The 26,759-nt window shown below is 70.9% G+C and carries 24 protein-coding genes and 1 tRNA gene; 5 read left to right on the forward strand and 20 right to left on the reverse strand.

What is annotated here, in order from left to right:
- Positions 1-99: 99 nt before the first annotated feature.
- From ACWCQ6_RS09525 to pgsA, 14 genes are all read right to left on the reverse strand, one after another.
- Entirely contained in the window at positions 100-651 is a 552-nt protein-coding gene (locus ACWCQ6_RS09525; protein WP_451087161.1) for an adenine phosphoribosyltransferase, read from the reverse strand.
- The gene (gene secF, locus ACWCQ6_RS09530) at positions 648-1,751 is read right to left on the reverse strand and encodes a protein translocase subunit SecF (protein WP_451087163.1); all 1,104 of its coding nucleotides are present in this window, start codon (positions 1,749-1,751) and stop codon (positions 648-650) included. Before secF ends, ACWCQ6_RS09525 begins: the two co-directional genes overlap by 4 nt.
- A 1-nt stretch (position 1,752) precedes the next feature.
- Positions 1,753-3,492, reverse strand: a complete 1,740-nt coding sequence (gene secD, locus ACWCQ6_RS09535) for a protein translocase subunit SecD (RefSeq protein ID WP_451087165.1) — start codon at positions 3,490-3,492, stop codon at positions 1,753-1,755.
- Between the two features lie 146 nt (positions 3,493-3,638).
- On the reverse strand, positions 3,639-4,118 hold the full coding sequence (yajC, locus tag ACWCQ6_RS09540) for a preprotein translocase subunit YajC (RefSeq protein ID WP_451087167.1): 480 nt from the start codon (positions 4,116-4,118) through the stop codon (positions 3,639-3,641).
- Between the two features lie 165 nt (positions 4,119-4,283).
- Complete coding sequence (ruvB, locus tag ACWCQ6_RS09545) at positions 4,284-5,357, reverse strand: Holliday junction branch migration DNA helicase RuvB (protein WP_451087169.1); 1,074 nt, start codon at positions 5,355-5,357, stop codon at positions 4,284-4,286.
- An 83-nt stretch (positions 5,358-5,440) separates the two neighbouring features.
- The gene (gene ruvA, locus ACWCQ6_RS09550; protein ID WP_451087171.1) at positions 5,441-6,067 is read right to left on the reverse strand and encodes a Holliday junction branch migration protein RuvA; all 627 of its coding nucleotides are present in this window, start codon (positions 6,065-6,067) and stop codon (positions 5,441-5,443) included.
- Entirely contained in the window at positions 6,064-6,636 is a 573-nt protein-coding gene (gene ruvC, locus ACWCQ6_RS09555; RefSeq protein WP_451087173.1) for a crossover junction endodeoxyribonuclease RuvC, read from the reverse strand. The genes ruvA and ruvC overlap by 4 nt, the downstream gene beginning before the upstream one ends.
- A 124-nt stretch (positions 6,637-6,760) precedes the next feature.
- On the reverse strand, positions 6,761-7,513 hold the full coding sequence (locus tag ACWCQ6_RS09560; protein WP_451087175.1) for a YebC/PmpR family DNA-binding transcriptional regulator: 753 nt from the start codon (positions 7,511-7,513) through the stop codon (positions 6,761-6,763).
- Positions 7,514-7,574: 61 nt separating this feature from the next.
- Positions 7,575-8,168, reverse strand: a complete 594-nt coding sequence (pdxT, locus tag ACWCQ6_RS09565) for a pyridoxal 5'-phosphate synthase glutaminase subunit PdxT (RefSeq protein ID WP_451087177.1) — start codon at positions 8,166-8,168, stop codon at positions 7,575-7,577.
- A 6-nt stretch (positions 8,169-8,174) separates the two neighbouring features.
- Entirely contained in the window at positions 8,175-9,095 is a 921-nt protein-coding gene (gene pdxS / locus ACWCQ6_RS09570) for a pyridoxal 5'-phosphate synthase lyase subunit PdxS (protein WP_093898403.1), read from the reverse strand.
- A 169-nt stretch (positions 9,096-9,264) separates the two neighbouring features.
- Complete coding sequence (locus ACWCQ6_RS09575; RefSeq protein ID WP_451087180.1) at positions 9,265-9,810, reverse strand: hypothetical protein; 546 nt, start codon at positions 9,808-9,810, stop codon at positions 9,265-9,267.
- A 75-nt stretch (positions 9,811-9,885) separates the two neighbouring features.
- On the reverse strand, positions 9,886-11,073 hold the full coding sequence (locus tag ACWCQ6_RS09580) for a glycosyltransferase family 4 protein (RefSeq protein ID WP_451087182.1): 1,188 nt from the start codon (positions 11,071-11,073) through the stop codon (positions 9,886-9,888).
- Entirely contained in the window at positions 11,070-12,005 is a 936-nt protein-coding gene (locus tag ACWCQ6_RS09585; RefSeq protein ID WP_451087184.1) for a phosphatidylinositol mannoside acyltransferase, read from the reverse strand. Before ACWCQ6_RS09585 ends, ACWCQ6_RS09580 begins: the two co-directional genes overlap by 4 nt.
- Positions 12,002-12,676 (reverse strand): phosphatidylinositol phosphate synthase, encoded by a 675-nt coding sequence (gene pgsA, locus ACWCQ6_RS09590; protein ID WP_451087186.1) that lies wholly within the window; start codon positions 12,674-12,676, stop codon positions 12,002-12,004. The genes ACWCQ6_RS09585 and pgsA overlap by 4 nt, the downstream gene beginning before the upstream one ends.
- 265 nt (positions 12,677-12,941) lie before the next feature.
- On the opposite strand from pgsA, the gene ACWCQ6_RS09595 reads away from it, so the two are divergent.
- Together ACWCQ6_RS09595 and ACWCQ6_RS09600 are read left to right on the forward strand one after the other, a co-directional pair.
- A complete protein-coding gene (locus tag ACWCQ6_RS09595; RefSeq protein ID WP_451087188.1) occupies positions 12,942-15,167 on the forward strand; it encodes an elongation factor G-like protein EF-G2 in 2,226 nt (741 codons plus the stop codon).
- A gap of 147 nt (positions 15,168-15,314) precedes the next feature.
- Positions 15,315-16,985, forward strand: coding sequence for a hypothetical protein (locus tag ACWCQ6_RS09600; protein ID WP_451087190.1), 1,671 nt, complete (start codon positions 15,315-15,317; stop codon positions 16,983-16,985).
- A 76-nt stretch (positions 16,986-17,061) separates the two neighbouring features.
- On the opposite strand, the gene ACWCQ6_RS09605 is transcribed toward ACWCQ6_RS09600, so the two are convergent.
- Entirely contained in the window at positions 17,062-17,622 is a 561-nt protein-coding gene (locus ACWCQ6_RS09605) for an HIT family protein (protein ID WP_451087192.1), read from the reverse strand.
- Positions 17,623-17,688: 66 nt separating this feature from the next.
- Between ACWCQ6_RS09605 and ACWCQ6_RS09610 the strand changes: the two genes are divergently transcribed.
- A complete protein-coding gene (locus tag ACWCQ6_RS09610; RefSeq protein WP_451087194.1) occupies positions 17,689-18,366 on the forward strand; it encodes a potassium channel family protein in 678 nt (225 codons plus the stop codon).
- Between the two features lie 99 nt (positions 18,367-18,465).
- Here the strand turns inward: ACWCQ6_RS09610 and thrS are convergent, their stop codons facing one another.
- From thrS to ACWCQ6_RS09625, 3 genes are all read right to left on the reverse strand, one after another.
- Positions 18,466-20,442 carry a threonine--tRNA ligase gene (gene thrS / locus ACWCQ6_RS09615; RefSeq protein WP_451087196.1) on the reverse strand — a complete coding sequence of 659 codons (1,977 nt, stop codon included), beginning with the start codon at positions 20,440-20,442 and terminating at the stop codon, positions 18,466-18,468.
- A gap of 138 nt (positions 20,443-20,580) precedes the next feature.
- Positions 20,581-21,855: a hypothetical protein gene (locus ACWCQ6_RS09620; RefSeq protein ID WP_451087198.1), complete on the reverse strand. Its 1,275-nt coding sequence runs from the start codon at positions 21,853-21,855 to the stop codon at positions 20,581-20,583.
- Positions 21,855-22,421, reverse strand: coding sequence for a DUF4365 domain-containing protein (locus ACWCQ6_RS09625; RefSeq protein ID WP_451087200.1), 567 nt, complete (start codon positions 22,419-22,421; stop codon positions 21,855-21,857). The genes ACWCQ6_RS09620 and ACWCQ6_RS09625 overlap by 1 nt, the downstream gene beginning before the upstream one ends.
- A gap of 190 nt (positions 22,422-22,611) precedes the next feature.
- On the opposite strand from ACWCQ6_RS09625, the gene ACWCQ6_RS09630 reads away from it, so the two are divergent.
- Positions 22,612-23,337 carry an exonuclease domain-containing protein gene (locus tag ACWCQ6_RS09630; RefSeq protein WP_451087202.1) on the forward strand — a complete coding sequence of 242 codons (726 nt, stop codon included), beginning with the start codon at positions 22,612-22,614 and terminating at the stop codon, positions 23,335-23,337.
- Positions 23,338-23,461: 124 nt separating this feature from the next.
- On the opposite strand, the gene ACWCQ6_RS09635 is transcribed toward ACWCQ6_RS09630, so the two are convergent.
- A tRNA-Val gene (locus ACWCQ6_RS09635) sits at positions 23,462-23,533 on the reverse strand.
- A 39-nt stretch (positions 23,534-23,572) separates the two neighbouring features.
- Positions 23,573-24,019, reverse strand: coding sequence for an SRPBCC family protein (locus ACWCQ6_RS09640; RefSeq protein ID WP_451087204.1), 447 nt, complete (start codon positions 24,017-24,019; stop codon positions 23,573-23,575).
- Positions 24,020-24,102: 83 nt separating this feature from the next.
- On the opposite strand from ACWCQ6_RS09640, the gene ACWCQ6_RS09645 reads away from it, so the two are divergent.
- Positions 24,103-26,628, forward strand: a complete 2,526-nt coding sequence (locus ACWCQ6_RS09645) for an SCO7613 C-terminal domain-containing membrane protein (protein WP_451087206.1) — start codon at positions 24,103-24,105, stop codon at positions 26,626-26,628.
- The last annotated feature ends 131 nt before the right edge of the window (positions 26,629-26,759 follow it).

Raw genomic sequence — 26,759 nt, forward strand, 5'->3', positions numbered from 1 at the left:
CCGTGGGACTCCTGACAACACGGGACGGGCACCCGGTTGTTCCCGGGTGCCCGTCCTGTCCGTACGATCCGCTGCGCTGCCGCGTACGGCCGCTGCTGCTCAGACCGTGATCAGAACCTCCAGCGGCGCGCCCCGCAGGCCCTGCTCCAGCCGGGCCCGTCCGGGCAGGAAGCCGAGCTCCATGAGGATCGCGACGCCCGCGACCTCGGCACCGGCCCGCCGGATCAGCTCCAGCGAGGCCTCGGCGGTGCCGCCGGTGGCGAGGATGTCGTCGATGACCATGATCCTGTCGTCTGCGGACAGGTCCTCCGCGTGGATCTCGATCTCGGCGGTGCCGTACTCCAGCTCGTACGCCTGGCTGAGCGTGGCTCCGGGCAGCTTGCCCGCCTTGCGGACGGGTACGAAGCCGAGCCCGGCCCGTACCGCGACCGGGGCGGCCAGGATGAAGCCGCGCGCCTCCAGGCCGACCACCTTCGTGGCGCGGTGCCGTACGCACAGCTCCGCGAGTGTGTCGGTGAGGGCCGCGAACGCCGTCGGGTCCGAGAGCAGCGGGGTGATGTCCTTGAACAGCACGCCCGGCTTCGGGTAGTCCGGCACGTCGCGGATCCTGCTGAGCAGGAGCTCGCGGGTGCTGTCGGTGGTGCTGGTCATCGGCGCTTCCCCGGGGTCCGGCCGTGGCCCCTGGGGGGCTGCAGGCGCTGGCCGACGACCGCGGCGGCGGGGGCGGCGTCCTGCGGGAAGCCGTCGTCCGAGGGGTCGTCCTCGGCGGACTCGCCCTTGGCTGCGGCTGCCGCGCGCTTGGCGAGGATCCGCTTCTTCAGGGCCTTCATCTGCGGGTCGCGTTCCTTGAGGTCGGCGACGAGCGGGGTGGCGATGAAGATCGAGGAGTACGCACCGGCGGCCAGGCCGACGAAGAGCGACAGGGAGATGTCGTTCAGCATGCCGGCGCCGAGAACCCCGCCGCCGATGAACAGCAGACCGGCGACCGGCAGCAGCGCCACGACGGTGGTGTTGATGGACCGGACCAGCGTGCCGTTGATGGAGCGGTTGGCGATCTCGCTGTACGTCCAGCGGGTCTGCTTGGTGATCCCCACCGTGCTCTCCTTGAGGCTGTCGAAGACGACAACCGTGTCGTAGAGCGAGTAACCGAGGATGGTGAGCAGACCGATCACGGTGCCCGGGGTGACCTCGAAGCCCACCAGGGCGTAGACCCCGACGGTGATGGTGATGTCGTGGATCAGTGCGACCAGGGCCGCGATGGCCATGCGCCATTCGAAGGCGATGGCCAGGTAGATCACCACGAGGACCATGAAGATGCCGAGGCCGGTCCAGGCCTTGCTGGCGATCTGCTCGCCCCAGCTGGGGCCGACCAGGTCTGCGGCGATCTTCTCCGCCGGGACGTCGAGGTCCTTGGCGAGCTTGTCCTTGATCTCGTCGGACTTCGCGGTGTCGACCTCGGTGATCTGGATGCGCAGACTGCCGTTGCCGAGCTTCTGGACGATCGCCTGGTGGCCGGAGGCCTCCGTGGCCAGGTCTTCCGCCTCGGCGACGGTGACGCTGGTCTTCGGGGTGGTGAAGACCGCGCCGCCCTTGAACTCGATGCCCATGTTCAGGCCGCTGACCGCCAGGCCGACGATGGCCGTGATGGTGATCAGGATCGAGATCCCGTACCAGATCTTGCGCTTGCCGATGAAGTCGTAGCCGACCTCGCCGCGGTAGAGACGGGCGCCGAGAGTGCCGAGTCGCGACATCTCACGCCTCCTTCGGGTCAGTGGGGGCGTGGACACGGCGCGAGCGGCGCAGCGGCGGCTTGGCGCCGAGCCGCTTCGGGTCCAGGCCGGACCACGGGTGACCGCTGGCGAAGAACTTCCTACGGGCCATCAGCGTCATGAGGGGCCTGGTGAAGAGGAACACCACGACCACGTCGAGCAGGGTGGTGAGGCCCAGCGTGAAGGCGAAACCCTGGACCTTGCCGACAGTGACGACGAAGAGCACGGCGGCGGCGAGGAACGACACGAAGTCGGAGACCAGGATGGTGCGCCGGGCGCGCGGCCAGGCACGCGCGACGGCCGGGCGGAGCGTACGGCCGTCGCGGATCTCGTCGCGGATTCTCTCGAAGTACACGATGAAGGAGTCCGCGGTGATGCCGATGGCCACGATGGCGCCACAGACCGCCGGGAGGTTGAGGGCGAAGCCGATGGCCGGGCCGAGCAGCGACATGATCGTGTAGGTCAGGACACCGGAGACCATCAGGCTCAGGAGCGCGATGAAGGCGAGACCCCGGTAGTACGCGACCAGGTAGATGACCACCAGGGCCAGACCGATGGCACCGGCGATCAGACCGGCCTGGAGCTGCTCGCCACCGAGCGCGGGGGTGACCGTGGTGACGCTCTGCTCCTTGAACGAGAGCGGGAGCGCACCGTAGGAGAGCACGTTGGCCAGGTCCTCGGCGGACTGCTGGGTGAAGCTGCCGGAGATCTCGGCGCTGCCGCTGAGCGTGGTGTTCACCTGGGGTGCGGAGACGACCTCGCCGTCCAGGGCGATGGCGAACTGGTTCTGCGGGGGCTGCTGCGCGGAGAGCTTCTTGGTGATCGTCTGGAACTGCTTGGAGCCCTGCTTGGTGAACTCCATGTTGACGATCCACATGCCGCGCTGCTGGTCGAAGCCGGCCTTGGCGTTGTCGACCTCGGTGCCGGACACCTCGGACGGGCCGAGGACGTACTTCGCGTCACCCTCGGAGCTGCATGCGACGACCGTGTCGGTGGGCTTGGCCCCCCGTGCGGCCTCGGCGCGGGATGCCTTGCTGGAGCAGTCGAGCGCCGCGAACTGCTTCTGCAGCTTGGCCGCGGCGGCCTCGTCGGCCGCGGATGCCGACGGCGTGCCGTCGGCCTTGGGCGTGGTGCTCGACTTCGGCGTGGGCGTGGAGTCGGTCTTGAGGGCGCCGGTGACCGCGCGGCCCTGGGTGGTGGCGCTCGCGCTGGGCGTCGCCGACGTCTTCCCCTTGTCCGCGGTGGGGGCGCTCGGGCTGCCGGACGGGGTGGCTTTGCCGGACGACGAGGCGCTGGGCATCGGGGTGGGCGTGCCCTGGGCGACGGTCAGCACCGGCCGGAAGTAGAGCTTGGCCGTGGTGCCGACCTGCTCTCGGGCCTGGGCGGAGTCCGTGCCCTTGGGGATGTTGACGATGATGTTGCGATCGCCCTGTGTCTGGACCTCGGCCTCGGAGACACCAAGACCATTGACACGGCGCTCCATGATCTCGACAGCCGTGTCCATGTTGGTCTTGTTGATCGCCGATTCCTGCCCCGGCTCGCTCTGCGCCTCCAGCGTGATGGACGTGCCGCCCGCCAGGTCGATGCCCAGCCGTGGGGTCGGCTGATCGACCAGGAACATCCCGCCGGTGAGCGCGACCATGACGATCAGGATCAGGGCCAGGGAACGCCCCGGCCTCCCCTGACCGCCGGCCGGCCCCCGGCTCTTCTTCGGTGCTGCCACCTTCTCGTTTCTCCCTGTCCAACCGCCCCGCGCCGGGTACGCGTCGGAGCGGCCACGAAGTGTAGTGAGGACCCGCCCCCGCAGAAGATCGCACGGACCGGGGAATGCCGGACGCCGGTGGGCTCACGGCATTCCCCGGGCGTGGGCTACTTCGCGTCGGCCTCGCCGTCGTCCTTGCCCTCGGACTTCTCGCCGGACTCGGCGTCCTTCGGCTCGGCCTCGTCGACCTTCTTGCCCAGGTCGATCCGGGCGTCGTCCGCCTCGTCCGCGTCGGTGCCGGCCTCGGTCAGCGAGGAGGCGTCGTCGGGGACGACCGTGCCGTCGAGGTCGAGGCCGCTCTCGTCGTCGCCATGGACGATGCGGTTGTACTCCGCGTCGTCGAGGACGGCGCCGACGGCGTTCTTGGCGTAGACGGCATGGACGCCGGGCGCGATCTCAAGGAGAACCGTGTCGTCGTGCACCTCCTTGACGGTGGCGTACATGCCCCCGATCGTCCGGACGCCGGTGCCGGGCTGCATCTCGTTGCGCATCTGGACGGCGGCCGCCTGCTTCTTCTTGGCGGACCGCGTCATCAGGAACATGGCCCCGATGAGCACGATGAAGGGGAGGAGGGTCACGAGATTCACGGGACGAGTTTCCTTCGCACGACCGCGTTGGAAGGCGGCCTGTATCTACGGGGGTGGGTACACCGACCTGTAAGGGCGGCATCGGCGGAGTCTAAGCGAGTCCGCATCGATGGAACAACGCCCGGACTCGCGGTGTGGTTCCTGCTCCGGTCAACCTGTGACACATCACGCCCCGAACAGGCCCTGTTGTCCCTTTCCGCCTTGCTGCGGAGGTACGAGACCCAGATGGGCCCAGGCCGCAGGCGTCGCGACCCGGCCCCGCGGCGTCCTGGCCAGCAGCCCTTCCCGGACCAGGAAGGGCTCTGCGACCTCCTCGACGGTTTCGCGCTCCTCCCCCACGGCGACCGCGAGGGTGGACAGCCCGACGGGTCCGCCGCCGAAGAGCTTCAGCAGGGCGGCGAGCACCGCGCGGTCGAGCCGGTCGAGGCCGCGGGCGTCGACCTCGTAGACCCCGAGGGCCGCGGCGGCGACCGGGCGGTCGATCCGTCCGTCGGCCTTGACCTGGGCGTAGTCCCGGACGCGGCGCAGCAGCCGGTTGGCGATGCGGGGGGTGCCGCGGGAACGGCCGGCGATCTCGGCGGCGCCTTCCGCGTCTATCTCCACGTCGAGGAGGCGGGCGGAGCGGTGAACTACGCGTTCCAGCTCGGTGGGTGCGTAGAACTCCATGTGGCCGGTGAAGCCGAAGCGGTCGCGCAGCGGCGGCGGCAGCAGTCCGGCCCTGGTGGTGGCTCCGACCAGGGTGAAGGGCGGGAGTTCCAGCGGGATGGCGGTGGCGCCGGGGCCCTTGCCGACGATGACGTCGACCCGGAAGTCCTCCATCGCCATGTAGAGCATCTCCTCGGCCGGCCGCGACATGCGGTGGATCTCGTCGAGGAAGAGGACCTCGCCCTCCTGGAGGGAGGAGAGGATCGCGGCGAGATCGCCCGCGTGCTGGATGGCGGGGCCGGAGGTGATCCGGATCGGCGCGCCCATCTCGGCCGCGATGATCATGGAGAGGGTGGTCTTGCCGAGGCCGGGGGCGCCGGAGAGCAGGACGTGGTCGGCGGTGGCGCCGCGGGCCCGGGCCGCCTTGAGGACCAGGTCGAGCTGTTCGCGCACCTTCTCCTGGCCGACGAATTCGTCGAGGTCCTTCGGCCGCAGCGCTGCCTCGACCGCGGTGTCCTCGCCGTCCGCGTCGGCATGGACGAGGCGCTCGTCGAGCCGCTCGTCGGTGTCGGGTCCGGTCTCGTCCCAGTTCATTCAGTCTGTCCCGCCTCGGGTGTTTCGGTGCCGTGCGGTGCCCGGCCCGGCGTCGGGGTGTTCCCCGGGGTGTCGCGCTCCGGTCAGCGCGCGCGGTTGAGGGTCTGCAGTGCGGCGCGCAGCAGCTGCGGCACGGGGGCCTGCCCGTTCTCGGCGATGGCCGCCTCGGCCTGGGGGGCGACGGCGGTGACCGCCTCGTCGGCCTCGCGGGTGGCGTAGCCGAGGCCGATCAGAGCTGCTTGAAGCTGATCGCGCCAGGAGGAGGTGACGGCGGTGCCGATGCCCTGCCGGCCGATGTGGGCGCCGACGGGCTCGCCGAGTCTGTCCTTCAGTTCGAGGAGGAGTTTCTGTGCGCCCTTCTTGCCGATGCCGGAGACGGCGGTGAGCGCCTTCTCGTCGCCGGTGGCGACCGCGGTGCGCAGGGCGTCGGGATTGTGGGTGGCGAGCATGGCCTGGGCGAGCCGGGGCCCGACCCCGCTGGCGGTCTGGAGCAGCTCGAAGACCTGCCGCTCGTCGTCGTCGGCGAAGCCGTAGAGGGTCAGCGAGTCCTCCCGTACCACGAGGGAGGTGGCGAGCCTGGCCTCCTGGCCGATCCGGAGGCCGGCGAGGGTGTTCGGCGTGCACTGGACGGCCATGCCGATGCCGCCGACCTCGATCACGGCCGTGGTCGGGGCGAGTGCGGCCACGGGGCCGCTGACGAAGGCGATCATCGGGTGACCTTCCGGACGGGAACTGCGGGTGTACGGGAAACGCGCCGGGTGGCGGCCGCGGCGGCTGCCGCGTGTGCCTGCTGGAGGCGGTTGACGGCGGGGGCACGCCAGATGTGACAGATGGCGAGGGCGAGGGCGTCGGCCGCGTCGGCCGGCTTCGGCGGGGCGTCGAGCCGCAGCAGCCGGGTGACCATGGCGCCGACCTGCGCCTTGTCGGCGCGGCCGCTGCCCGTGACGGCCGCCTTGACCTCGCTCGGTGTGTGCAGGGCGACGGGAATGCCGCGGCGCGACGCGCAGAGCGTGGCGACGGCGCTGGCCTGGGCGGTGCCCATGACCGTACGGACGTTGTGCTGGCTGAACACCCGCTCCACGGCGACGAATTCGGGCCGGTGCTCGTCGAGCCATTCCTCTATGCCGCGCTCGATGGCGACCAGCCGGGGGCCGAGCTCCGCGTCGGGCGGGGTGCGGACGACGCCCACGCCGAGCATGGTCAGGGGGCGGCCGGCGACGCCTTCGACGACGCCGACACCGCACCGGGTCAGCCCCGGGTCCACGCCCAGCACCCGCATGGGACGCCCCCTCCCTACCGATCGGTCAACTGTTCCCGCAGGCTATCGGCTCGCACTGACAATGCGACGGGCCGACGGGGTGTGTCCCCGTCGGCCCGTCCGTGAAGACTGCGCTGGGCGCGGCTCAGGCGTCGACCTTCTCCATGACCTCGTCCGAGACGTCGAAGTTGGCGAAGACGTTCTGCACGTCGTCGCTGTCCTCCAGCGCGTCGATGAGCTTGAAGATCTTGCGCGCGCCTTCCTCGTCCAGCTCGACCTGCATGGTGGGCAGGAAGTTGGCCTCGGCGGAGTCGTAGTCGATGCCCGCCTCCTGGAGCGCGGTGCGGACCGCGACCATGTCGGTGGCCTCGCTGACGACCTCGTACGTGTCACCGAGGTCGTTGACCTCCTCGGCACCCGCGTCGAGCACGGCACCCAGGACGTCGTCCTCGGTCAGCTCGCCCTTGGGGACGATGACGACGCCCTTGCGGTTGAAGAGGTACGAGACCGAACCCGGGTCGGCCATCGAGCCGCCGTTGCGGGTCATCGCCACACGCACGTCGGAGGCGGCGCGGTTGCGGTTGTCGGTGAGGCACTCGATGAGCATCGCGACACCGTTCGGGCCGTAACCCTCGTACATGATCGTCTGGTAATCGACGCCGCCCGCTTCGAGACCGCCACCGCGCTTGACCGCGGAGTCGATGTTCTTGTTCGGTACGGAGCTCTTCTTGGCCTTCTGGATCGCGTCCACGAGGGTCGGGTTCCCCTCGGGGTCCACACCGCCGGTGCGGGCCGCGACCTCGATGTTCTTGATCAGTTTCGCGAAGAGCTTGCCGCGCTTGGCATCAATCACGGCCTTCTTGTGCTTCGTCGTAGCCCATTTAGAGTGGCCGGACATCTGCCTTCTCCTTCGCGTCACCAAAAACGATTCGAACCCGAGAGATCCTACCGGGATCGCGTCAGCCGACTGCGCGCACCATGTCCACGAACAATGCGTGAACGCGGTGGTCTCCGGTCAATTCCGGGTGGAATGACGTGGCCAGGGCGTTTCCCTGACGTACGGCGACGATGTGGCCGCCGTGCTCCGCCACCACCTCGGCCTGCGCGCCGACCGACTCCACCCAGGGGGCGCGGATGAACACGCCCTCCACGGGGCCGCCCTCGATGCCGGCGACCTCGACGGCCGCCTCGAAGGACTCGTTCTGCCGCCCGAAGGCATTGCGGCGCACGATCATGTCGATCCCACCCACCGTCTCCTGGCCCGAGCGCGGGTCGAGGATCTTGTCGGCGAGCAGAATCATTCCGGCGCAGGTGCCGTAGACGGGCATTCCGTCCCGCACCCGCTCACGCAGCGGTTCCAGCATGCCGAAGAGAGAGGCCAGCTTGGACATCGTGGTGGACTCTCCACCGGGAATGACCAGGCCGTCGACCTCGGCGAGTTCCTCGGGACGCCGGACCGGCCTGGCCAGGGCGTCAGCCGAGGCCAGGGCGATCAGGTGTTCCCGTACGTCGCCCTGGAGGGCCAGGACTCCGATCACAGGGGTGTCGCTCATCAGTGATTACCAGCCACGGTTGGCGTAGCGCTCGGCCTCGGGCAGGGTGTCGCAGTTGATGCCGACCATGGCCTCGCCCAGGTTCCGGGAGGCGTCCGCGATGATCTTCGGGTCGTCGTAGAAGGTGGTGGCCTTCACGATCGCGGCGGCGCGCTTGGCCGGGTCGCCGGACTTGAAGATTCCGGAGCCGACGAAGACACCCTCGGCGCCGAGCTGGCGCATCAGCGCGGCGTCGGCGGGGGTGGCGACACCGCCGGCGGAGAACAGCACGACGGGCAGCTTGCCGAGCTCCGCGACCTCCTTTACCAGCTCGTACGGGGCACGGAGCTCCTTGGCGGCGGCGTAGAGCTCGTTGTTGTCGTAGCCGCGCAGGCGGGCGATCTCGTTCTTGATCTGGCGAAGGTGGCGGACGGCTTCGACGACGTTGCCGGTGCCGGCCTCGCCCTTCGAGCGGATCATGGCCGCACCCTCGGCGATCCGGCGCAGGGCCTCGCCCAGGTTGGTGGCGCCGCAGACGAACGGGGTGGTGAAGGCGAACTTGTCGCTGTGGTTGACCTCGTCGGCCGGGGTGAGGACCTCGGACTCGTCGATGTAGTCGACACCGAGGGACTGGAGAACCTGGGCCTCGACGAAGTGGCCGATACGGGACTTCGCCATCACCGGGATGGAGACGGCCTCGATGATCTCCTCGATCATGTTCGGGTCCGACATCCGGGCCACGCCGCCGTCCTTGCGGATGTCGGCCGGCACCCGCTCCAGGGCCATGACGGCCACGGCGCCCGCGTCCTCGGCGATCTTCGCCTGCTCGGCATTGACGACGTCCATGATCACGCCGCCCTTGAGCTGCTCGGCCATGCCGCGCTTGACGCGCGCGGTGCCCGTGGCCGGGGAGTCGGCGGACTGCGGGGTGGTGGGAAGCGTGGACATGGATCGACCTCACTCGGAGAAAAAGTTGCTGAAAAGCGCTGGTTGGTGCAGAGCTGAGCAAACTCTCCGGGAACAGGCCACTGCAAGGGCCAATGGAAGGCCGGTGGATCGTTTTGAACACGTACGGAGCGGAATGTGGCCCCCGTCACGCGCGAATACGGCCGTCCGGTCAGCTGACGGGGCGGTCCGCAAGGGCCACCGGGGGTTCGTCGTCCATCTCGAAGGCCAGCGGGAACGGGGCGTGCCCGGCCAGCCTGAACCACCGCACCTTGCGGTGCCTGCGCAGCGCACGCGCCGCGCGCACCGCGTCGTTGTGGAACCGCCTGGCCATCGGGACGCGGCGCACGGAGGCGGCGAGTTCGGACGCCGCCTCCTCACCGCCGGGGATCTCCTTCACGGCCTCCACCTGTGCCGTCTCACCGAAGACCGCCCGCAGCGCGGCGCTCAGCTCGCTCTCGGCGACCTCGCGGTGCTCCTCCTCCGCCTGGCGGGCTGCATGCGCGGCCTCGTACAGGACGATGGACGCGGCCGGATCGAGGACACCGGACGTGGCCAGCTCCTGGGTGACCGACGCACGGCGCAGCAGCTGCGCGTCGAGGGCGGCCCGTGCGGCGTCGATGCGGGTGTGCAGCCGGTCGAGCCGCCCGGCGGTCCAGCTGAGGTACATGCCGATCGCGACGACCGCGACGGCGATCCAGATGAGGGTTTCGATCACGGGCGGCAAGGCTACCGTCGGGGCGCCGACGACGTGGCGGTCCGGGTGCGGGCCCGGACCTCGGCCCCCGGTCCGCTACTCCCGCGCCAGGCCGAACCGCGCGCGCAGGCCCGTGCGTTCGTCGGCCGCCACCGAGGCCGCACCGTCCGTCACCGTCTCGTACACCGCGAGGATGTCCGCCCCGACCGTCGACCAGTCGAACCGCCGCACGTGCGCGGCGCCGCGCTCGCGCAGCTCCGCACGCCGCTCCGGGTCGCCGAGCAGCCGGATCGCCGCCGCGGCCAGCGCGTCCGCGTCCTCGTTGGCGAAGAGTTCACCCGCCGCGCCGAGGTCCAGCACCTGGGCGAACGCGTCCAGATCGCTGGCGAGGACCGGGGCGCCGGCCGACATCGCCTCGACCAGGATGATCCCGAAGCTCTCGCCGCCCGTGTTGGGCGCGACGTACACATCGACGCTGCGCAGTAGTCGCGCCTTGTCCTCGTCGCTCACCATGCCGAGGAATTCGACCCGCTTGCGCATCGCCTCGGGCAGCGAGGCGACGGCCTCCTCCTCGTCGCCCCGGCCGGCGACCAGCAGTCTGGTGTCCGGGCGGGCGGCGAGGATCGCGGGCAGTGCCCTCATCAGGACCGGCAGGCCCTTGCGGGGCTCGTCGATGCGCCCGATGAAGCCGATCGTCCCGCCCGCGACAGTGCTTCGCGCCCCTCGTGACTGCCACTCGGGCTTGGGCTCGGCCTGGGCGAAGAAGCCGACGTCCACCCCGTTCGGAATGACCACCGCGTCGCCGCCGAGGTGCTCGACCAGGGTGCGGCGCGCGTACTCGCTCACCGCGATCCGCGCGCTGATCTTCTCCAGCGCGGGCTGCAGGATCGGGTACGCGGCGATCATCGCCCGGGAGCGCGGGTTGGAGGTGTGGAAGGTGGCGACGATCGGCCCCTGCGCGGCCCAGCAGGCGAGCAGCCCCAGCGACGGCGAGGTCGGCTCGTGGATATGGATGACGTCGAAGGTGCCGTCGTGCAGCCAGCGGCGCACCCGGGCGGCCGAGAGGAAGCCGAAGTTCAGCCGGGCGACGGAGCCGTTGTACGGGACGGGCACGGCACGGCCCGCCGACACCACGTACGGCGGCAGCGGTGTCTCGTCGTCGGCGGGCGCCAGCACCGACACCTGGTGCCCCAGCCGGATCAGGTGCTCGGCCAGGTCGCGGATGTGGAACTGCACACCGCCCGGTACGTCCCAGGAGTACGGGCAGACGATGCCGATCTTCACGTCGTGTCCTCCCGGGGCTCCAGATCGGCGAGCCAGAGCCGTTGCAGCATGTGCCAGTCCTCCGGATTCTCGGCGATTCCGACGGCGAAGGCATCGGCCAGCGCCTGTGTCATCGAGGACGTCTTCTCGGTGCGGCTGCCTGACTCGGGTGTCTGGACCGGCGGATGGACGCGCGCCTTCATCACGGGCGTGTCGTCGTAGCCGAGCGTAACGGGCAGCAGCAGCGCACCGGTCTGCTGGGCCAGCAGCGCGGGCCCGGCGGGCATCCGCGCGGTGTCGCCGAAGAACGTCACCTCGACGCCGGAGGCGGACAGGTCGCGGTCGGCGACCAGACAGACCAGCCCACCGGCACGCAGCCGGCGCGCCAGGGTGCCGAAGGCGGCGCCGCCGCTGTGCGGCAGGACCTCCATCCCGAGCCCCTCGCGGTAGGCCACGAACCGGTCGTACAGCGTCTCGGGCCTGAGCCGCTCGGCGACCGTGGTGAAGGGCACCTTGAGGTCGGTGGTGACCCAGGCCCCCGCCAGGTCCCAGTTGGCCAGGTGCGGCAGGGCGAGGATGACGCCGCGGCCGGTGTCGAGGCCGTCGGTCAGCCGGTGCGCGTCGGTCACCTCTATGGAAGCCCTGATCCGCTCCGGGCTCCAGGTGGGCAGCCGGAACGACTCCATCCAGTAGCGCATGTACGAGCGCATGCCGGCCCTGGAGAGCTCGGCCAGCCGGGCCGGTGACGCCCCCGGCACGACCCGTGCCAGATTCGACTCCAGCCGCAGCACGCTCTTGCCGCGCCGCTTCCACACCTGGTCGGCGATGGTGCGGAAGAGCGTCCGGGCAACCGGCTCTGGGAGCTTCTTGACGGCGGTCCAGCCGAGCCCGTACAGCCCATCGGTCAGTCGGTCCCGCAGTCCGGTCCGCGCCTCCCCGGGGTCGTCGCTCACTGTGCGGTCCCGCTCCCCGGGCCGGCTGCGGCGGCCTCGGCGGCGTCGGCCTCCGCGGACTCGCGACGCACGGTCACGACCCGCTGCACCAGCGTGATCAGGCTGCCCACGGCGACGATCCACAGCGCGATCGGCAGCAGGACCTGGACCCCGGGGACCCCGAACTTGTGCAGGCCCGCGACTCCGGCCGCGACCAGCGAGATCACCAGCCGCTCGGCGCGCTCGACGAGACCGTTGACCGCGACCGGCAGCCCGATCGACTCGCCGCGCGCCTTGGTGTACGAGACCACCTGGCCGCTGGCCAGGCAGAAGATCGCGACAGCGCAGAGCACGTTGTCGTCGCCGTTGCCCGCGTACCAGAGCGCGAACCCGCCGAAGATCGCTCCGTCGGCGACCCGGTCCAGGGTCGAGTCCAGGAAGGCGCCCCAGCGGCTGGAGATACCGGCCTGCCGTGCCATGTTGCCGTCGACGAGGTCGGAGAAGACGAAGACCGTGATGACGATCGTGCCCCAGAAGAACTCCCCCATCGGGAAGAAGACCAGCGCACCTGCCATCACCCCGGCCGTACCGATCAGAGTGACCGCGTCAGGGCTCACGCCGAGACGGAGCAACAGTGCGGCGAACGGTGTGAGGACACGCGTGAAAAATGCACGCGCGTACTTGTTCAGCATGGCCTTCCCGAGGGTCGGTGGGCCGAGCGGCCCCTTCGGCCACCGGCTGGCCCATCGTAGTCACGCCCGCCGGACTGCACCGTCCGGGCACCCGGCCTCGCGCGGCGCCGTGCCATGTATGGACGCGACCTGGCCCGAGTGGAAAGCTCGAATTACCGCGGGCGCCTCCGCAGCCGCCGCGGCGGCTCCCCAGTGCCCGTACACATCTCCCCACATCGCGTCGGTATTCCCTCCGCTTCGCACCCCTACTCGGGAGGCACGCATCATGGGCGACAAGGCATACGCGCACACCGGGGCCGCCGGCAGGGCAGCGACGGCCGGCCGGCCCTCATCCATACGGAATGTGGTGCTGGTCGGCCACAGCGGCTCCGGAAAGACCACCCTCGTCGAGGCCCTAGCACAGGCGGCGGGCGCGGTCAACCGGGCCGGCCGGGTCGAGGACGGTGCCACCGTCTCCGACTACGACGAGATCGAGCACCGCCGGCAACGCTCCGTACAACTCTCCGTGGTCCCCGTCGAATGGGACGGGTACCGGATCAATCTGCTGGACACTCCCGGCTACGCCGACTTCGTCGGGGAGCTCAGGGCCGGTCTGCGGGCGGCGGACGCGGCCCTGTTCGTCGTCTCGGCGGCCCAGGAGGCCGACGCGGTGGCGGGCGCCACCCGTGCCGTGTGGGAGGAGTGCGCGGCCGTCGGCATGCCGCGCGCCATCGTCGTCACCCACCTCGACACGGCACGCACCTCGTTCGACGAGATGACCCGGATCTGCGGCGAGATCTTCGGCGGCGAGGACCCCGACGCCGTGCTCCCGCTCTACCTCCCCGTCCTCGGCCCCGAGGGCGCCGACGGACACGCCCCGCTCACCGGCCTCACCGGCCTCCTCACCCAGCGGATCTTCGACTACTCCTCGGGCGCACGGCAGGAGAACCCGCCCGCCCCGGACGGGCGGACGACGCTCCAGGAGGCCCGCAACCGGCTCATCGAGGGGATCATCGCCGAGAGCGAGGACGAGACCCTGATGGACCGCTATCTCGGCGGCGCCGAGATCGATGTCGGGACACTCGTCGACGACCTGGAGCGCGCCGTCGCCCGGGGCGCCTTCCATCCCGTGCTCACCGCGGCACCCGCCGCCGACGACGCACGCCAGGGCATCGGCACCGTCGAGCTCCTGGACCTGATCACCGGCGGCTTCCCGACCCCGCTGGAGCGCCCGCTCCCCGACGTCACCCCGCTGCACGGTGCGTCGCGGCCGGTCCTGACCTGCGACCCGGACGGCCCGCTCGTCGCCGAGGTGGTCAAGACGGCCTCCGACCCGTACGTGGGCCGGGTCTCACTGGTACGCGTCTTCTCCGGCACCCTGCGCCCCGACGAGACCGTCCATGTGTTCGGCCACGGCCTCACCGAGCCCGGTCACGAGACCCGGCCCTTCCACGAGGCCGAAGCACGCGTCGGCGCGCTCTCCTCCCCGTTCGGGAAGCAGTTGCGTCCCCTCACCGAGTGCATCGCCGGAGATCTGGCCTGCGTCGTCAAGCTGGGCAGCGCCGAGACCGGGGACACCCTGTCCGACAAGGACCTTCCACTGCTGATGGACCCCTGGACCTCGCCGGACCCGCTGCTGCCGCTCGCCATCGAGGCGCACAGCAAGGCGGACGAGGACAAGCTCTCCCAGGGGCTCACCCGGCTGGTCGCCGAGGACCCCACCATGCGCCTCGAACAGAATCAGGACACCCACCAGGTGGTCCTGTGGTGCCTGGGCGAGGCCCACCAGGACGTGGCGCTGGACCGGCTGCGCAGCCGCTACGGCGTCCAGGTCGACGCCGTACCGCACAAGGTGTCGCTCCGCGAGACCTTCGCCGCCCCGTCGACCGGGCGTGGGCGGCATGTGAAACAGTCCGGTGGCCACGGGCAGTACGCCATCTGCGAGATCGACGTGGAGCCGCTGCCCCCGGGCTCGGGCATCGAGTTCGTCGACAAGGTGGTCGGCGGGGCGGTGCCCCGCCAGTTCATCCCGTCCGTCGAAAAGGGCGTGCGCGCCCAGGCCGCCCGCGGGGTCGCTGCCGGGCACCCGCTCGTCGACGTACGCGTCACGCTGCGGGACGGCAAGTCCCACTCGGTGGACTCCTCCGACGCCGCCTTCCAGACGGCGGGCGCCCTGGCCCTGCGCGAGGCCGCCGCGGACACCCGTATCCAACTCCTCGAACCCGTGGCCGAGATCCAGGTGCTGGTCCCGGACGACTATGTCGGGCCGGTGATGAGCGATCTGTCCGGGCGGCGCGGCAGAGTGATCGGTACCGAGCAGTCCGGCCCCGGCCGCACCCTCGTGCGGGCCGAGGTACCCGAAATGGAGATCGGCAGGTATGCGGTCGACCTGCGCTCCCTCTCCCACGGCGCCGGCCGCTTCGACCGGGCGTACGCCCGGCACGAAGCCATGCCCCCGCAACTCGCCGAACGCGTCCGGGAGCAGCAGAAGAACAACCCGAACGACTCATGACCAGCCATGCCGCCCGCCTTTGTCCACAGGGGCGGGCGGCGCAGCGATCCGGACGATACGCTTTGGTCCCAGCTCAGAAGGTGTGCCGGGCACGGCAGTTGGGAAACAGCCGCAGGAGCAGTTCCTCGGCGGCGAGTGGGGGCGACAGTGGCCAGCGACGGATTCGATTTTTCTCCCGGAGCGCAGATCCCGCTCCAGGGTTCGGGCGGACAGGCGGTGGCGACGAACGCCCTCGCCTCCGCCGCGTACCGCGACAGTCCGGTGGAGAAGATCCTTGACGCCAACAGCGAATGGCACAAGTCCGAAGTCAAGGCGGGCCGTTCCAAGCTTTTCAAGTCCGACTATTTCAAGCCCAATCTCGGCGAGGCGTTCTCCCGCGCCGTGCAGGAACGCATGCTGGGCGGCGCCCGCAAGGCCCTCATCCAGTCCTTCGGGACCGACCCGCAGACCGTCGTCGAGCACTGCCTGTCCGCGACCCGCCTCCGCAAGAGCCGCGACACCAAACTCACCGCCGTCACCGCTCTGTTCGGCTTCCTCTTCCTGCCCGGCATGATCCTGTGGATCCTCGCGTTCCGTCTGCGCGACCTCCTCGGCAAGACCAAGGACAAGGCTCTCTCCGGCCTGGGCGCCGCCCTGCTCCCGATCATCGGCATCGTGGCGCTGATCTTCCTGATCAGGCTGCCGCTCAACGGATTCCTGGCGCTCTATGTCCGCCTGATGATCATTGCCCCCGTGATCGGCTGGCTCATCGCCAAACGGATCGCCGAGTCCTCCGCCAAGGACATGCGCGCCCGCTGGGAAGGGCTGCTCTCCGGCGGCGGCGTCATCGCCAAGATCCCCGAGGCCGTGCCGAAGAACCCCAACGAGACCTCCCGCGAGGCGCTCCGCCAGGGCCTGGAGAAGCTGTCCGCCGAGCAGCAGTCCAACTCGGTGTTCTACGCGGGCCCCAAGGGAATCCTCGGCATGGGCACCCGCTGGGGCAGCTGGCAGCTCGCCGAGGAGCTCGTCCCCAAGGAGCCCGGCAAGGAGTTCCACCAGTTCCGCAGCTGGGACCTGGTACGGGCCATCCACGACCAGCTCAAGGTGCTGGAGCGCGGCCCGCTGAACACCGGGGGGTTCCCCACCCCCTCGGTCACCCACTGGATCGTGTCCCCCGTCGGGGAGAACGCCGACTCGGTCTCCCGCCCCGACGGCGAGGACGTCGCCACCTTCCAGGTCAAGCCGCACGAGATACAGCGGATCTGCAACCACCAGCAGTTCGGCAGCGGTGACCGGCACTATCTGGGCGTCCAGTTCACCCTCTGGGAAGGCCAGTTGATCATCACGATGATGATCACGGTCACGGTGCTCCACGAAACCCTGCGCATCGAGGTCACCGGACACGCGCTGGGGCCGGTCCACTCGCTCTTCACGAGCAAGCCCGCGGCCAAGACCAAGACGGTCAACAAGACCGTCCGGTTCTGGGAGACCCGTGACATCACGCTCCCGCTGGTCGAGTCCAGCGAGGTCGTCCGCCTCGCCCTGCGCGCCCCGTTCACCTGGTACCCACCGCTGCTGGACTACCTGGGCGGCAAGATCGCCCTGCCCGAGCCCTTCGGCCTGCGTCATGCCTGGGCCGAGAAGCCGTGGCGACACCGCTTCATGGCGGACGACGCGATGCGTGCCGCCACTCCCGTCCTGCGCGCCGTCCACAGCGCCGCCCTGCGTGTTCTCGACGAGAACGGCGTCGACACCGAGCGCTTCAGCAACCGCTCGATGGTGCTGAGCGGCCTGGTCCAGGATCCGACCCCGCGCAAGGCCGACGTCTACGACGCGTAGCCGCCGCCCGGACGCGTGAAGGCCGCCCCGGCAGGAAGCAGCAGCCGGGGCGGCCCCGTCAAAAAGCGGCGGCCGGTCAGTCGACGGGCCAGGCGTCGGCCAGCATCTTGCGGGTGTCGGCGAGCAGCTGCGGCAGCACCTTCGTGTGTCCGACCACCGGCATGAAGTTGGTGTCGCCACCCCAGCGCGGCACCAGATGCTGGTGCAGATGGGCCGCGATGCCGGCCCCCGCCACCGAGCCCTGGTTCATGCCGATGTTGAAGCCGTGCGCCCCCGAGGCCGCCCGCAGTGCCACCATCGCCCGCTTGGTGAAATCGGCCAGCTCCATGGTCTCGGGGCCGTCCAGCTCCGTGTAGTCGGCGACATGCCGGTACGGCACCACCATCAGATGCCCGCCGTTGTACGGGTACAGATTCAGCACGGCGTAGACATGCTTGCCACGCGCGACGACGAGCCCGTCCTCGTCCGAATTCGACGGGATCCCACAGAACGGACAGCCGTCGCCGGCCTCCGGACCGGTCGGCTTGTTCTCGCCCTGGATGTACGCCATCCGATGGGGCGTCCACAGGCGCTGGAACGCGTCGGGCGTCCCCACTCCGATCTGCTGCTCCGGCTCACTCGTCATGGCGATCAGCATATTGCTTCGCTCCCGGGGGGCGTGTCGCCGGGGCCACACCCGTCGGCGTCCGGCGATGCTGAGGTGATGAGCGACCAGTCCGCCGACTCCGCCCCTCTTCGCCTCCGGCGCTGGGAGCAACGCACGGAAGTGCCGCTCTTCGGCGCCTCGCTGCTCTTCCTGCTCGGCTACGCGGTCCGCGTGCTCGCCCCCTCGGACGCCGAGCCCTGGCGGGACATCGCCCTCGCCCTGGTCGGCGCCACCTGGCTGATCTTCGCGGCGGACTACGCCGTACGGATCCGGCTCAGCGGCCTCGGTCTGCGCTTCGTGCGGGTGCACTGGCTGGACACGGTGGTGCTGATGCTTCCGCTGCTGCGGCCGCTGCGGCTGATCCGGGTCTACACCGCGGTCCAGCACCGACGGGAGCAGCCGCGGCTGAGCCTGTACGCCCGCGTGATCGCCTACGCCGGGGCGACCGCCCTGCTGCTCGGCTTCTCCGCCGCGCTCACCGTGTACAACCAGGAGCACGAGGTGCCGGGGGCGTCGATCCGTACCTTCGGTGACGCGGCGTGGTGGGCGTGCGAGACGCTGACGACCGTGGGGTACGGGGACGCGGTGCCGATCACGGCTGTCGGCCGGATCGTGGCCTCGGGCCTGATGGCCTGCGGGCTGGCGCTGCTGGGGGCGGTGACGGGGTCGTTCTCGTCGTGGCTGGTGCAGGTCTTCACCCGGGAGGACGAGAAGAGGCCCCCGGAGAGCGAGTAGCTCCTTGGGTTCCGGTGGTCGTGGCAACTCCCGCAATTCGCGGTTGTTGCGAGGACCGTTGGAACCCAAGCTCTCCGGGGGCCTCCTGCTGTGTGCCGGTCAGACCTGGACGCGGTCCTCGACGGCCTTCTGGATCTTGGCGATGGCGTCCTCGACCGGGATGCCGTTCTCCTGCGATCCGTCCCGGTAGCGGAAGGAGACGGCGCCGTTGGCCATGTCCTCATCACCCGCGATGATCATGAAAGGCACCTTGGCCTTCTGCTGGTTCCGGATCTTCTTCTGCATCCGGTCGGAGGAGGCGTCCACCTCGACCCGCAGCCCCTTCTTCCGGGCCTGGGCCGCGAACTCCTGGAGGTAGGGGATGTGCGCGTCGCCGATCGGGATGCCGACCGCCTGGACCGGGGCCAGCCACACCGGGAACGCACCGGCGTAGTGCTCCAGGAGCACCGCGAAGAAGCGCTCGATGGAACCGAACAGGGCTCGGTGGATCATGACCGGGCGCTGCTTGGTGCCGTCCTGGCCGGTGTACTCCAGGTCGAAGCGCTCCGGGAGGTTGAAGTCGAGCTGCACGGTCGACATCTGCCAGGTGCGGCCGATGGCGTCCTTGCACTGCACCGAGATCTTCGGGCCGTAGAACGCGGCGCCGCCCGGGTCCGGGACCAGCGGCAGACCCTGCTTCTCGGCGACCTGGCGCAGCGTCTCGGTGGCCTCCTCCCAGATCTCGTCGGAGCCGACGAACTTCTCCGGGTCCTTGGTGGAGAGCTCCAGGTAGAAGTCGGTCAGGCCGTAGTCGCGCAGCAGGTTCAGGACGAAGGTGAGCGTACGGTCGAGCTCCTCGGCCATCTGCTCCTTGGTGCAGTAGATGTGCGCGTCGTCCTGCGTGAAGCCGCGCGAGCGGGTCAGGCCGTGCACCACGCCGGACTTCTCGTACCGGTACACCGTGCCGAACTCGAAGAGGCGCAACGGCAGCTCACGGTAGGAGCGGCCGCGCGCGTCGAAGATCAGGTTGTGCATCGGGCAGTTCATCGGCTTGAGGTAGTAGTCCACCCCGTCGTCGAGCTGCATGGGCGGGTACATGCCGTCGGCGTACCAGTCCAGGTGGCCGGACTTCTCGAAGAGCTTGCCCTTGGTGGCGTGGGGGGAGTAGACGAATTCGTAGCCCTCCTCCTCGTGGCGGCGGCGCGAGTAGTCCTCCATGGTGCGGCGGATGATGCCGCCCTTGGGGTGGAAGACCGCGAGACCGGGGCCGATCTCGTCCGGGAAGGAGAAGAGGTCCAGCTCGTTGCCGAGCTTGCGGTGGTCGCGCTTGGCGGCCTCCTCCAGGAACTCCAGGTGGGCCTTCAGCTCGTCCTTGGTGGGCCACGCGGTGCCGTAGATGCGCTGGAGCATCGGGTTCTTCTCGCTGCCCCGCCAGTACGCCGCGGCGTTGCGCATCAGCTTGAACGCCGGGATGAACCGGGTGGTCGGCAGGTGCGGACCCCTGCAGAGGTCCTTCCAGCACAGGTCGCCGGTCTTCGGGTCGAGGTTGTCGTAGATGGTCAGCTCGCCGCCGCCCACCTCGACGTCGGCGCCGTCGTCCGAGGAAGCGGAGCCCTTGATGCCGATGAGCTCCAGCTTGTACGGCTCGTCCGCCAGCTCCTCGCGGGCCGCCTCGTCCGTCACGACCCGGCGGGAGAACTTCTGCCCCCGCTTCTGGATCTCCTGCATCTTCTTCTCGATGGCCTTGAGGTCCTCGGGAGTGAACGGCTTCTCGACGTCGAAGTCGTAGTAGAAGCCGTCCTTGACCGGCGGGCCGATACCCAGCTTGGCCTCGGGGAAGAGCTGCTGCACGGCCTGCGCCATCACATGCGCGGTGGAGTGCCGCAGGATGTTCAGGCCGTCCTCGGAGGAGATCTCGACGGGCTCGACGACCTCGCCGTCGGCGACGGCGTACGCGAGGTCCTTCAGCTCACCGGCGACCCGGGCGGCGACGACGGTGCGCTCGCCGGGGAAGAGCTCGGCTGCCGTAGTGCCCGTCGTCACCACGCGCTCTTCCCGCTCGGAATCGCGTTGGATGATCACACGGACGTCTGACACCGGTCTCTCCTGACTCAGGGGGTACGCACGCGTTCGTGGTGCACGTGCGATACGAATCGTACCGAGCCGCAGGCCCCCTCTGCGAAACGGCCGAGCACGAATCCCGCCCGCTCCCCCGCTGGCCCCTCCCCCACGGGCCTATTCGCCGGTGCACGCCTCCTCGAACTGGTCGACGTTCTCCTGGAGGGACTTCATCAGCCGGTCCCGCTCCGCCTCGTCGACCTGCACGGGCACGACGTGCGAGGTCCGGGTCAGCCGCCGGAAGCCGCCGCGGCTCTCCAGCCTGCCCTCCACCCGGATCGGCAGCCCCACCAGATGGGCGTGCCCGGCGATCCGGTACGCCTCCTCGTCCAGCTCCAGCCGTACGTGCGGCACCTCGGCGCCCGCCAGCACCCGCAGCCGCACGATCCCGGCGCCGCTCGGTGCCGGTCGGCGCATGCGGACGACGGCGCCGGTGATCCGAACCGCCATGGCGGGCTCGTCCCGCAGGTAGCGGGCGCCCGCCCGGCGCAGGGCGGGCAGATCGCCCGGTGAGAACTCCACCGGCTCGGGACGGGCCGGGCAGCCCTCGGGGGTTCCTGCGGCGGGTGCCCACTCCAGAGCGATCCCCGCCCCCTCCGAGCCCCGGACCAGCGCGACGACCGCCTCGGTCAGTTCCCGGCTGACGCCCGCCTCGACGGCCGTGTCGAAGGCTTCGAAGCCGCCGGTGGCCCGCTGATAGTCCACCGCCTCGCGGGTGGCGTGCAGGGCCCGGTAGAGGCGTACGGCGACGGCGCGGCCCGGTTCCACCGGCACGAACGCGGCGAGTTCACGGCCGCCGGGAGCGGGCCCGACGAGGATGCCTTCGAGCGCCGCCCGGGCCCTGCGGCGGTGGCGGGCGCCGTGGTAGCCGGTGCTTCCCCGTACGGCGAGGGCGCCTGCGAGCAGTATCTGCCGGGCGGCGGTGTGCAGCCGCTCGGCCCTCGTCCAGCCGGCCGCGCCCGCCGCTCCCGCGAACGGTTCGGGGACCTCGCGCCACCAGCGGATCTCGTCGCTGGGCACGGCGAGGGAGACCAGGACCTCGCGGGCGGAGGGGACGGCGCTGCGGGCGAGCGCGGTGAGTGCCTCGACGAGGAGGTCCTCGCTGTCGGGGAAGGCGGTGGTGTCGGGGACCAGGAGGCTCGTCCCGCCCCCTGGCGGGGCCGGTGGTCCCGGCGGGGTCCAGCGGCTGTAGCGTGCGGCCGCCCCGCCGCGGCGCTGCCAGCCGTGCCGGCCCAGCAGGGCGGCGAGGACGGAGGGGTCGACGCGGGCGGGGTCGGGGATGTCCCCGGGCGGCCGGGCGGCGTCGGGCCACGGTCCCGCGGATTCGGCGGGGTGCGGGCGGGTGGCCGACGGGATCGTTCCGTCGGCGTACGCGTCCATCGGCCGGTGCATCAGGGCCTCCCTCCCGCCCCTACGCGGGTCATGATCTCGCAGAGCGCCCGGTCGTCGAAGATGCGCGAGATCGGGATCCGCACGGTGGTCCGGTACCGGCCCGTCACCGCGTGGCCGGCCAGATTGGTCCAGTAGCAGCAGTGCCGCAGGTCGAGCCGGTCGTGTCCGGCGCGCAGCCAGTCGTCCTGGCTGCGCGGCACGATCATCACGACGAGGATCTTGTGCACCGACACGGGGGTCCGGGCGAGCTTCACGAGGTGGGCGTTGTCGAGCGTGAAGGCGAACGTCGGTCCCGGCGGGTGCGGCGGGATCTGGTAGGTGCATTTGAGCTGCACCTTTATGGTCACCTCGTCGTCCACGGCATGGCCGGGGGCTCCGTGGCTGACGTGCCAGTCGATGCCGTTGTCGGGGAAGGGCTGCGACAGGGAGCACCCCGCCGCGGCCGCGACCGCGTGCAGATAGCCCACCTGGAGGGTCTCCATGCAGGCGGTGGTTGCGAGTGTGCCGCGCAGCGGTTCGGTCCGCTGGGACAGCAGCCCGCTCGGTTCGGGCTGCGCGAGCGCCATGGCTGCGTGTGCCTTCCGGGCTGTGCCGATCGGTTCTCCGGTGCCGGGTGACGGACAACTTCCGCTCCCCTCACCCGTGTTGTACCGCACGGGACACCCCGCAAACGGCGTATCCGGCAAAGGGCGCGGGTATCACCGAACCGGGCAGGGGAATCACACCATCTGCCGTTCGGGCACGAGGAGTTCGGGGATGACGCACTGGTACGACGGGCCGCTGGCCGCATTTGACACCGAGACAACAGGAGTCGACGTCGAGGGGGACCGGATCGTCTCGGCCGCCCTGGTCGTCCAGGACGCGGCGGGCGGGCGGATGCGCGTCACCCGCTGGCTGGTCAATCCGGGGGTACCGGTGCCCGTCGGGGCGACCGAGATCCACGGTCTGACCGACGATCACCTCCGGCGCAACGGCCGCTGGCCCGCGCCTGTGGTGGAGGAGATAGCCCGTGCGCTGGCCGAGCAGTGCGCGGCCGGACGCCCACTGGTGGTGATGAACGCGCCGTTCGACCTGACGCTGCTGGACCGCGAGCTGAAGCGTCATCGCGCCTCGTCCCTCGGGGCGTATCTGCAGAACTCCCCGCTGTGCGTGCTCGATCCGCGCGTGCTCGACAAGCATCTGGACCGCTACCGCAAGGGGCGGCGAACCCTCACCGATCTGTGCGAGCTGTACGGCGTGGTGCTCGACGGCGCCCATGACGCGGCGGCCGACGCGGCGGCCTCGCTGGAGTTGGTACGGGCGGTGGGGCGGCGGTTCTCGTCGCGCCTGGAACGGCTGACCCCGCCGGAGCTGCACACCCTGCAGGCCGTGTGGCACGCGGCGCAGGCGCGTGGACTCCAGGCGTGGTTCGCGAAGAACGGCACGGTGGAGACGGTGGATCCGGCCTGGCCACTGCGCCCGGGTCTGCCCGCCGCGGCGTGACCGGATGCCAGGAGCCCGCGGCCCCGGCGCCCGCCGCCGCTTCCGCACACGTTCCGGACACCACGCGCTCCGGACACACAGAAGCCGGTCCGTCGATTCTGCTGACGGACCGGCTTCCTCCGGGTGGGCGATACTGGGTTCGAACCAGTGACCTCTTCGGTGTGAACGAAGCGCTCTCCCACTGAGCTAATCGCCCGGGAACGGGTTGAACCATACAGGGCCCGGCGGGTCCGGTTCAAACTCCTTCCAGCCTGGCCACGAGACCTCGCCGTCCGGCGCGCATCATCAGGGCGTGATTGACCCGGAACACCGGGCGTCCGGGCACCGCCAGGAGCCGCATCAGCCGCCTGCGCACGTCGACCTCCTGCTCGTAGACGGCCCGGCTGCCGCCGCCGTGCGGGGTGACCGTCCAGCGGACCCAACCGTCGAGATCGCCGCTGAGCGTCGCCTCGATGACCCCGGCCCGGGGGTCGCGGCGGCGTTCCCGGACGGTCATGACGAGGTCGTACGGGAGGAAGGAGCGGATGCGGGTGGTGCCGCTGGTCCCGTCGACCGAGGTGACCTGGCGGACCTGTGGCCACCACCGCGGGTAGTCTTCGGCGCGTTCGAGGATCCCGTACACGGCGTCGGGCGGTGCAGGAAGGTCCCAGATACTCACAAATCGGTAGTGGCTCCAGTCCATGGCCCCAGTCTGCGCGTACTCAGCCGGGGAACTGAGTATCCGAGCGCATGTCCGAGACTGTGGCTCGCACCACACTCGCGTCCATGGAACATGTGCCGCCACCCGCCGAGGAATTGGCGCTCCTCGATCACGAACTGGCCCGGCTGGACGCCCGCCGCTCACAGTTGCTGGTCCGCCGTGCCTGGCTGCTGAGTGTGCTGACGCCACCCGCCGGACCCCCGGTGCCGCAGTCGGCCGCCCCGTTCGGGCCGTCGGCCCCGTTCGCGGCTCCCTTCGGGCCTCCTGCCGGGCAGGCCGGTCCGCGCAGTGCGCAGAACGTGCTGCTCACCCTGGGCGGTCTGCTGCTGACGGTCGCGGCGATCGCGTTCACCCTGGTCAGCTGGGGCCACATGGGGATCTCCGGCCGCTCGGCGGTGCTCGCCGTGGTGACGCTCGCGGCGCTCGCCGCTCCCGCCGTGCTGTTGCGCCGCGGGCTCTGCGCGACCGCCGAGTCGATCGGCGCCCTGGCGTCGGTACTGATGATCCTCGACGCCTACGCGCTGCACCGGGTGGCGGTACCGGAGGCCGGTGGCGCCGGTTTCGCCGCGGTCGCCTCGGCGGTGCTGGCGGTGCTGTGGGGCGGGTACGGGCTGCTGCTCGGCAGGCTGCGGCTGCCGCTGCCGCTGGCGGTGGTGAGCGCTCAGCTGCCGCTGTTGCTGTGGGCCTGGTCGGCGGGGGCGGGTGCCTCGGTGTTCGGCTGGGCGCTGCTGCTGACGGCGGCGCTGGACTGCGCGATCGCGCTGTGGGGTCCGGGCCTCGCGGTCCGGGTGACGGCATGTATCGGCTGCTGGACGACGGGCCTGCTGGGACTGCTGGTGGCTCTGTCGCAGTCGGTGTCCGCCGGATCGGCGCCGGAGGCGTTGGCGCCGGCCGCGCTGCTGCTCGCGGGCGCGGCGCTCGCGCTGTCCGGGGCGTGGCGTGCACCCACGGGTCTCGCGGTGGCGGGCGGTGTGCTGGCCGGGCTGTGCGCGGTGGCCGCGGTGGGTGGTGTGCTGCACGCCGGGATGGACTGGGGCTGGTCGGCGCCGGTGTATCTGCTGTGCGGCGCGGTGCTGTTGGCCGCGCCGCGCGCACCGCTGCCGCGCCCGGTCGGACAGGGCGTGGTGTGGGCCTCGCTGGCGGTGACCGCGGCCGCGGTGCTGTCCGCGGCGCCGCCGGTCGGCCTGTCGCTGATGGGTACGGTGTCGCAGCTGGCCCGCGTGTGGTCCGGTGCTCCGGACGGTGTCCGAGACGCTCTCGGTACGGAGGGGCTCGCGTGGTCCCACCCGGCCGGGGCCCCGGTGGCGCTGCTCATGGCGGCCGCTCTGCTGGGTCTGGCGCACCGGTCGTGGGACCGGCTGGTACGGGCGGCGGAGCCGGTGTTCTCTCCGGGTGCGGCCTGGCGGGGTGCGGCGGGCGCCGCCGCGGTGGCCCTCTGCTGGGCGGGGCTCACCGCGTCGCCCGCGTCGCTGGGGCTGTCGTACGCGGCGGCCGTCCTGGCGCAGTCGGTGCTGGCCGTCGCGGCGTTGGCGGTGGCGGTACGGGCGCTGCAGCACGGGTCGGGCGCGGTGGGGACGACCGCGCTGGTGTGCGGGCTGGCCGGCGCGGTGAGCACGGGGTTCCTCTCGCTCGCGGCCGAGGCCACGACGTACGCGGTGTTCGCGGTGCTGCTGGCGGCGCTCGGGGCGGTCGCGGTGCTCCTCGACGGCGCCGCGGCGCGGGCCGCACGGGCGCTGCCGGACTCCGGGGCGGTGCGTGCGGTACGGGCGCTGAGGATCGCTCAGGCGGTGCCGGCGTGCGGAGCCGTGGTGTGCGGGGCGGTGCTCGCCCTGGCGGCCGGGGCTTCGCTGGGGCCGGCCGGGGACCGGGCGGCACTGTTCATGCTGCTCGTCCCCGGGCTGACGGTGTTGCTCGGATTCCGACTTCGGGGCCGCCCGGTGGCCCTTCCGGTCGAGCTGACAGGAGCCGCGGCGGCTGCGGTGGCAGTGGTCATGGCGGTGCCGGACCTGCCGTTCCTGGCGCTGGTGCTGGCGCTGAGCGGGGTGCTGGCGGCAGGCACGGCCGTACGTGCCGAGCGCCGGCCGGTTGCCGGATGCCTGGCTGTGGCGCTCTTCGTCCTGGCGAGCTGGGTGCGGCTCTCGACCTCGGGGGTGTCGGCCCCGGAGGCGTACACCCTGCCGGTGACGGTGCCCGCCCTGGCGGTCGGTGTCCTGCGCCGGCGCCGCGACCCGGAGGCGTCGTCGTGGACGGCGTACGGGGCGGGTCTCGCGGCGACGCTGGTCCCGAGCCTCTTCGCGGCCTGGGCCGATCCGCACTGGCCGCGCCCGCTGCTGCTCGGCGCGGCGGCCCTGGTGATCACACTGGTGGGAGCCCGGCTGCGGCTCCAGGCACTGCTGCTGCTCGGCGGCGCGGTGCTGGCCATGGACGCCGTGCACGAACTGGCCCCGTACGTGGTCCAGGTCGTCGGCGCACTCCCCCGCTGGCTGCCGCCGGCGCTGGCCGGGATGCTGCTGCTGGTGGTCGGGGCGACGTACGAGCAACGACTGCGCGACGCACGGCGGCTGAAGGAGACGGTGGGCCGGATGCACTGACGGTGCGTCGCACGAACCGCCCGGGAGCGGCCTGGGTGAACTCGCCCGAGAAATCGAGCAGTTCGCGCCGACGGCCGCTCCCTCGGCATTTCCCGGCAGGAGTTCGCGAACTGCCGGAGCATTGCCCGCGG

Source organism: Streptomyces sp. NPDC001880, from assembly GCF_053594575.1.

Bases quoted from the DNA above. Each gene is read 5' to 3' on its own strand.
- ACWCQ6_RS09525 (WP_451087161.1), bottom strand. From the start codon at position 651: ATGACCAGCACCACCGACAGCACCCGCGAGCTCCTGCTCAGCAGGATC.
- secF (WP_451087163.1), bottom strand. From the start codon at position 1,751: ATGTCGCGACTCGGCACTCTCGGCGCCCGTCTCTACCGCGGCGAGGTC.
- ruvB (WP_451087169.1), bottom strand. From the start codon at position 5,357: ATGAACTGGGACGAGACCGGACCCGACACCGACGAGCGGCTCGACGAG.
- ruvA (WP_451087171.1), bottom strand. From the start codon at position 6,067: ATGATCGCCTTCGTCAGCGGCCCCGTGGCCGCACTCGCCCCGACCACG.
- ruvC (WP_451087173.1), bottom strand. From the start codon at position 6,636: ATGCGGGTGCTGGGCGTGGACCCGGGGCTGACCCGGTGCGGTGTCGGC.
- ACWCQ6_RS09560 (WP_451087175.1), bottom strand. From the start codon at position 7,513: ATGTCCGGCCACTCTAAATGGGCTACGACGAAGCACAAGAAGGCCGTG.
- pdxT (WP_451087177.1), bottom strand. From the start codon at position 8,168: ATGAGCGACACCCCTGTGATCGGAGTCCTGGCCCTCCAGGGCGACGTA.
- pdxS (WP_093898403.1), bottom strand. From the start codon at position 9,095: ATGTCCACGCTTCCCACCACCCCGCAGTCCGCCGACTCCCCGGCCACG.
- pgsA (WP_451087186.1), bottom strand. From the start codon at position 12,676: ATGCTGAACAAGTACGCGCGTGCATTTTTCACGCGTGTCCTCACACCG.
- ACWCQ6_RS09595 (WP_451087188.1), top strand. From the start codon at position 12,942: ATGGGCGACAAGGCATACGCGCACACCGGGGCCGCCGGCAGGGCAGCG.
- ACWCQ6_RS09605 (WP_451087192.1), bottom strand. From the start codon at position 17,622: ATGCTGATCGCCATGACGAGTGAGCCGGAGCAGCAGATCGGAGTGGGG.
- ACWCQ6_RS09610 (WP_451087194.1), top strand. From the start codon at position 17,689: ATGAGCGACCAGTCCGCCGACTCCGCCCCTCTTCGCCTCCGGCGCTGG.
- ACWCQ6_RS09620 (WP_451087198.1), bottom strand. From the start codon at position 21,855: ATGCACCGGCCGATGGACGCGTACGCCGACGGAACGATCCCGTCGGCC.
- ACWCQ6_RS09625 (WP_451087200.1), bottom strand. From the start codon at position 22,421: ATGGCGCTCGCGCAGCCCGAACCGAGCGGGCTGCTGTCCCAGCGGACC.
- ACWCQ6_RS09630 (WP_451087202.1), top strand. From the start codon at position 22,612: ATGACGCACTGGTACGACGGGCCGCTGGCCGCATTTGACACCGAGACA.
- ACWCQ6_RS09640 (WP_451087204.1), bottom strand. From the start codon at position 24,019: ATGGACTGGAGCCACTACCGATTTGTGAGTATCTGGGACCTTCCTGCA.
- ACWCQ6_RS09645 (WP_451087206.1), top strand. From the start codon at position 24,103: ATGGAACATGTGCCGCCACCCGCCGAGGAATTGGCGCTCCTCGATCAC.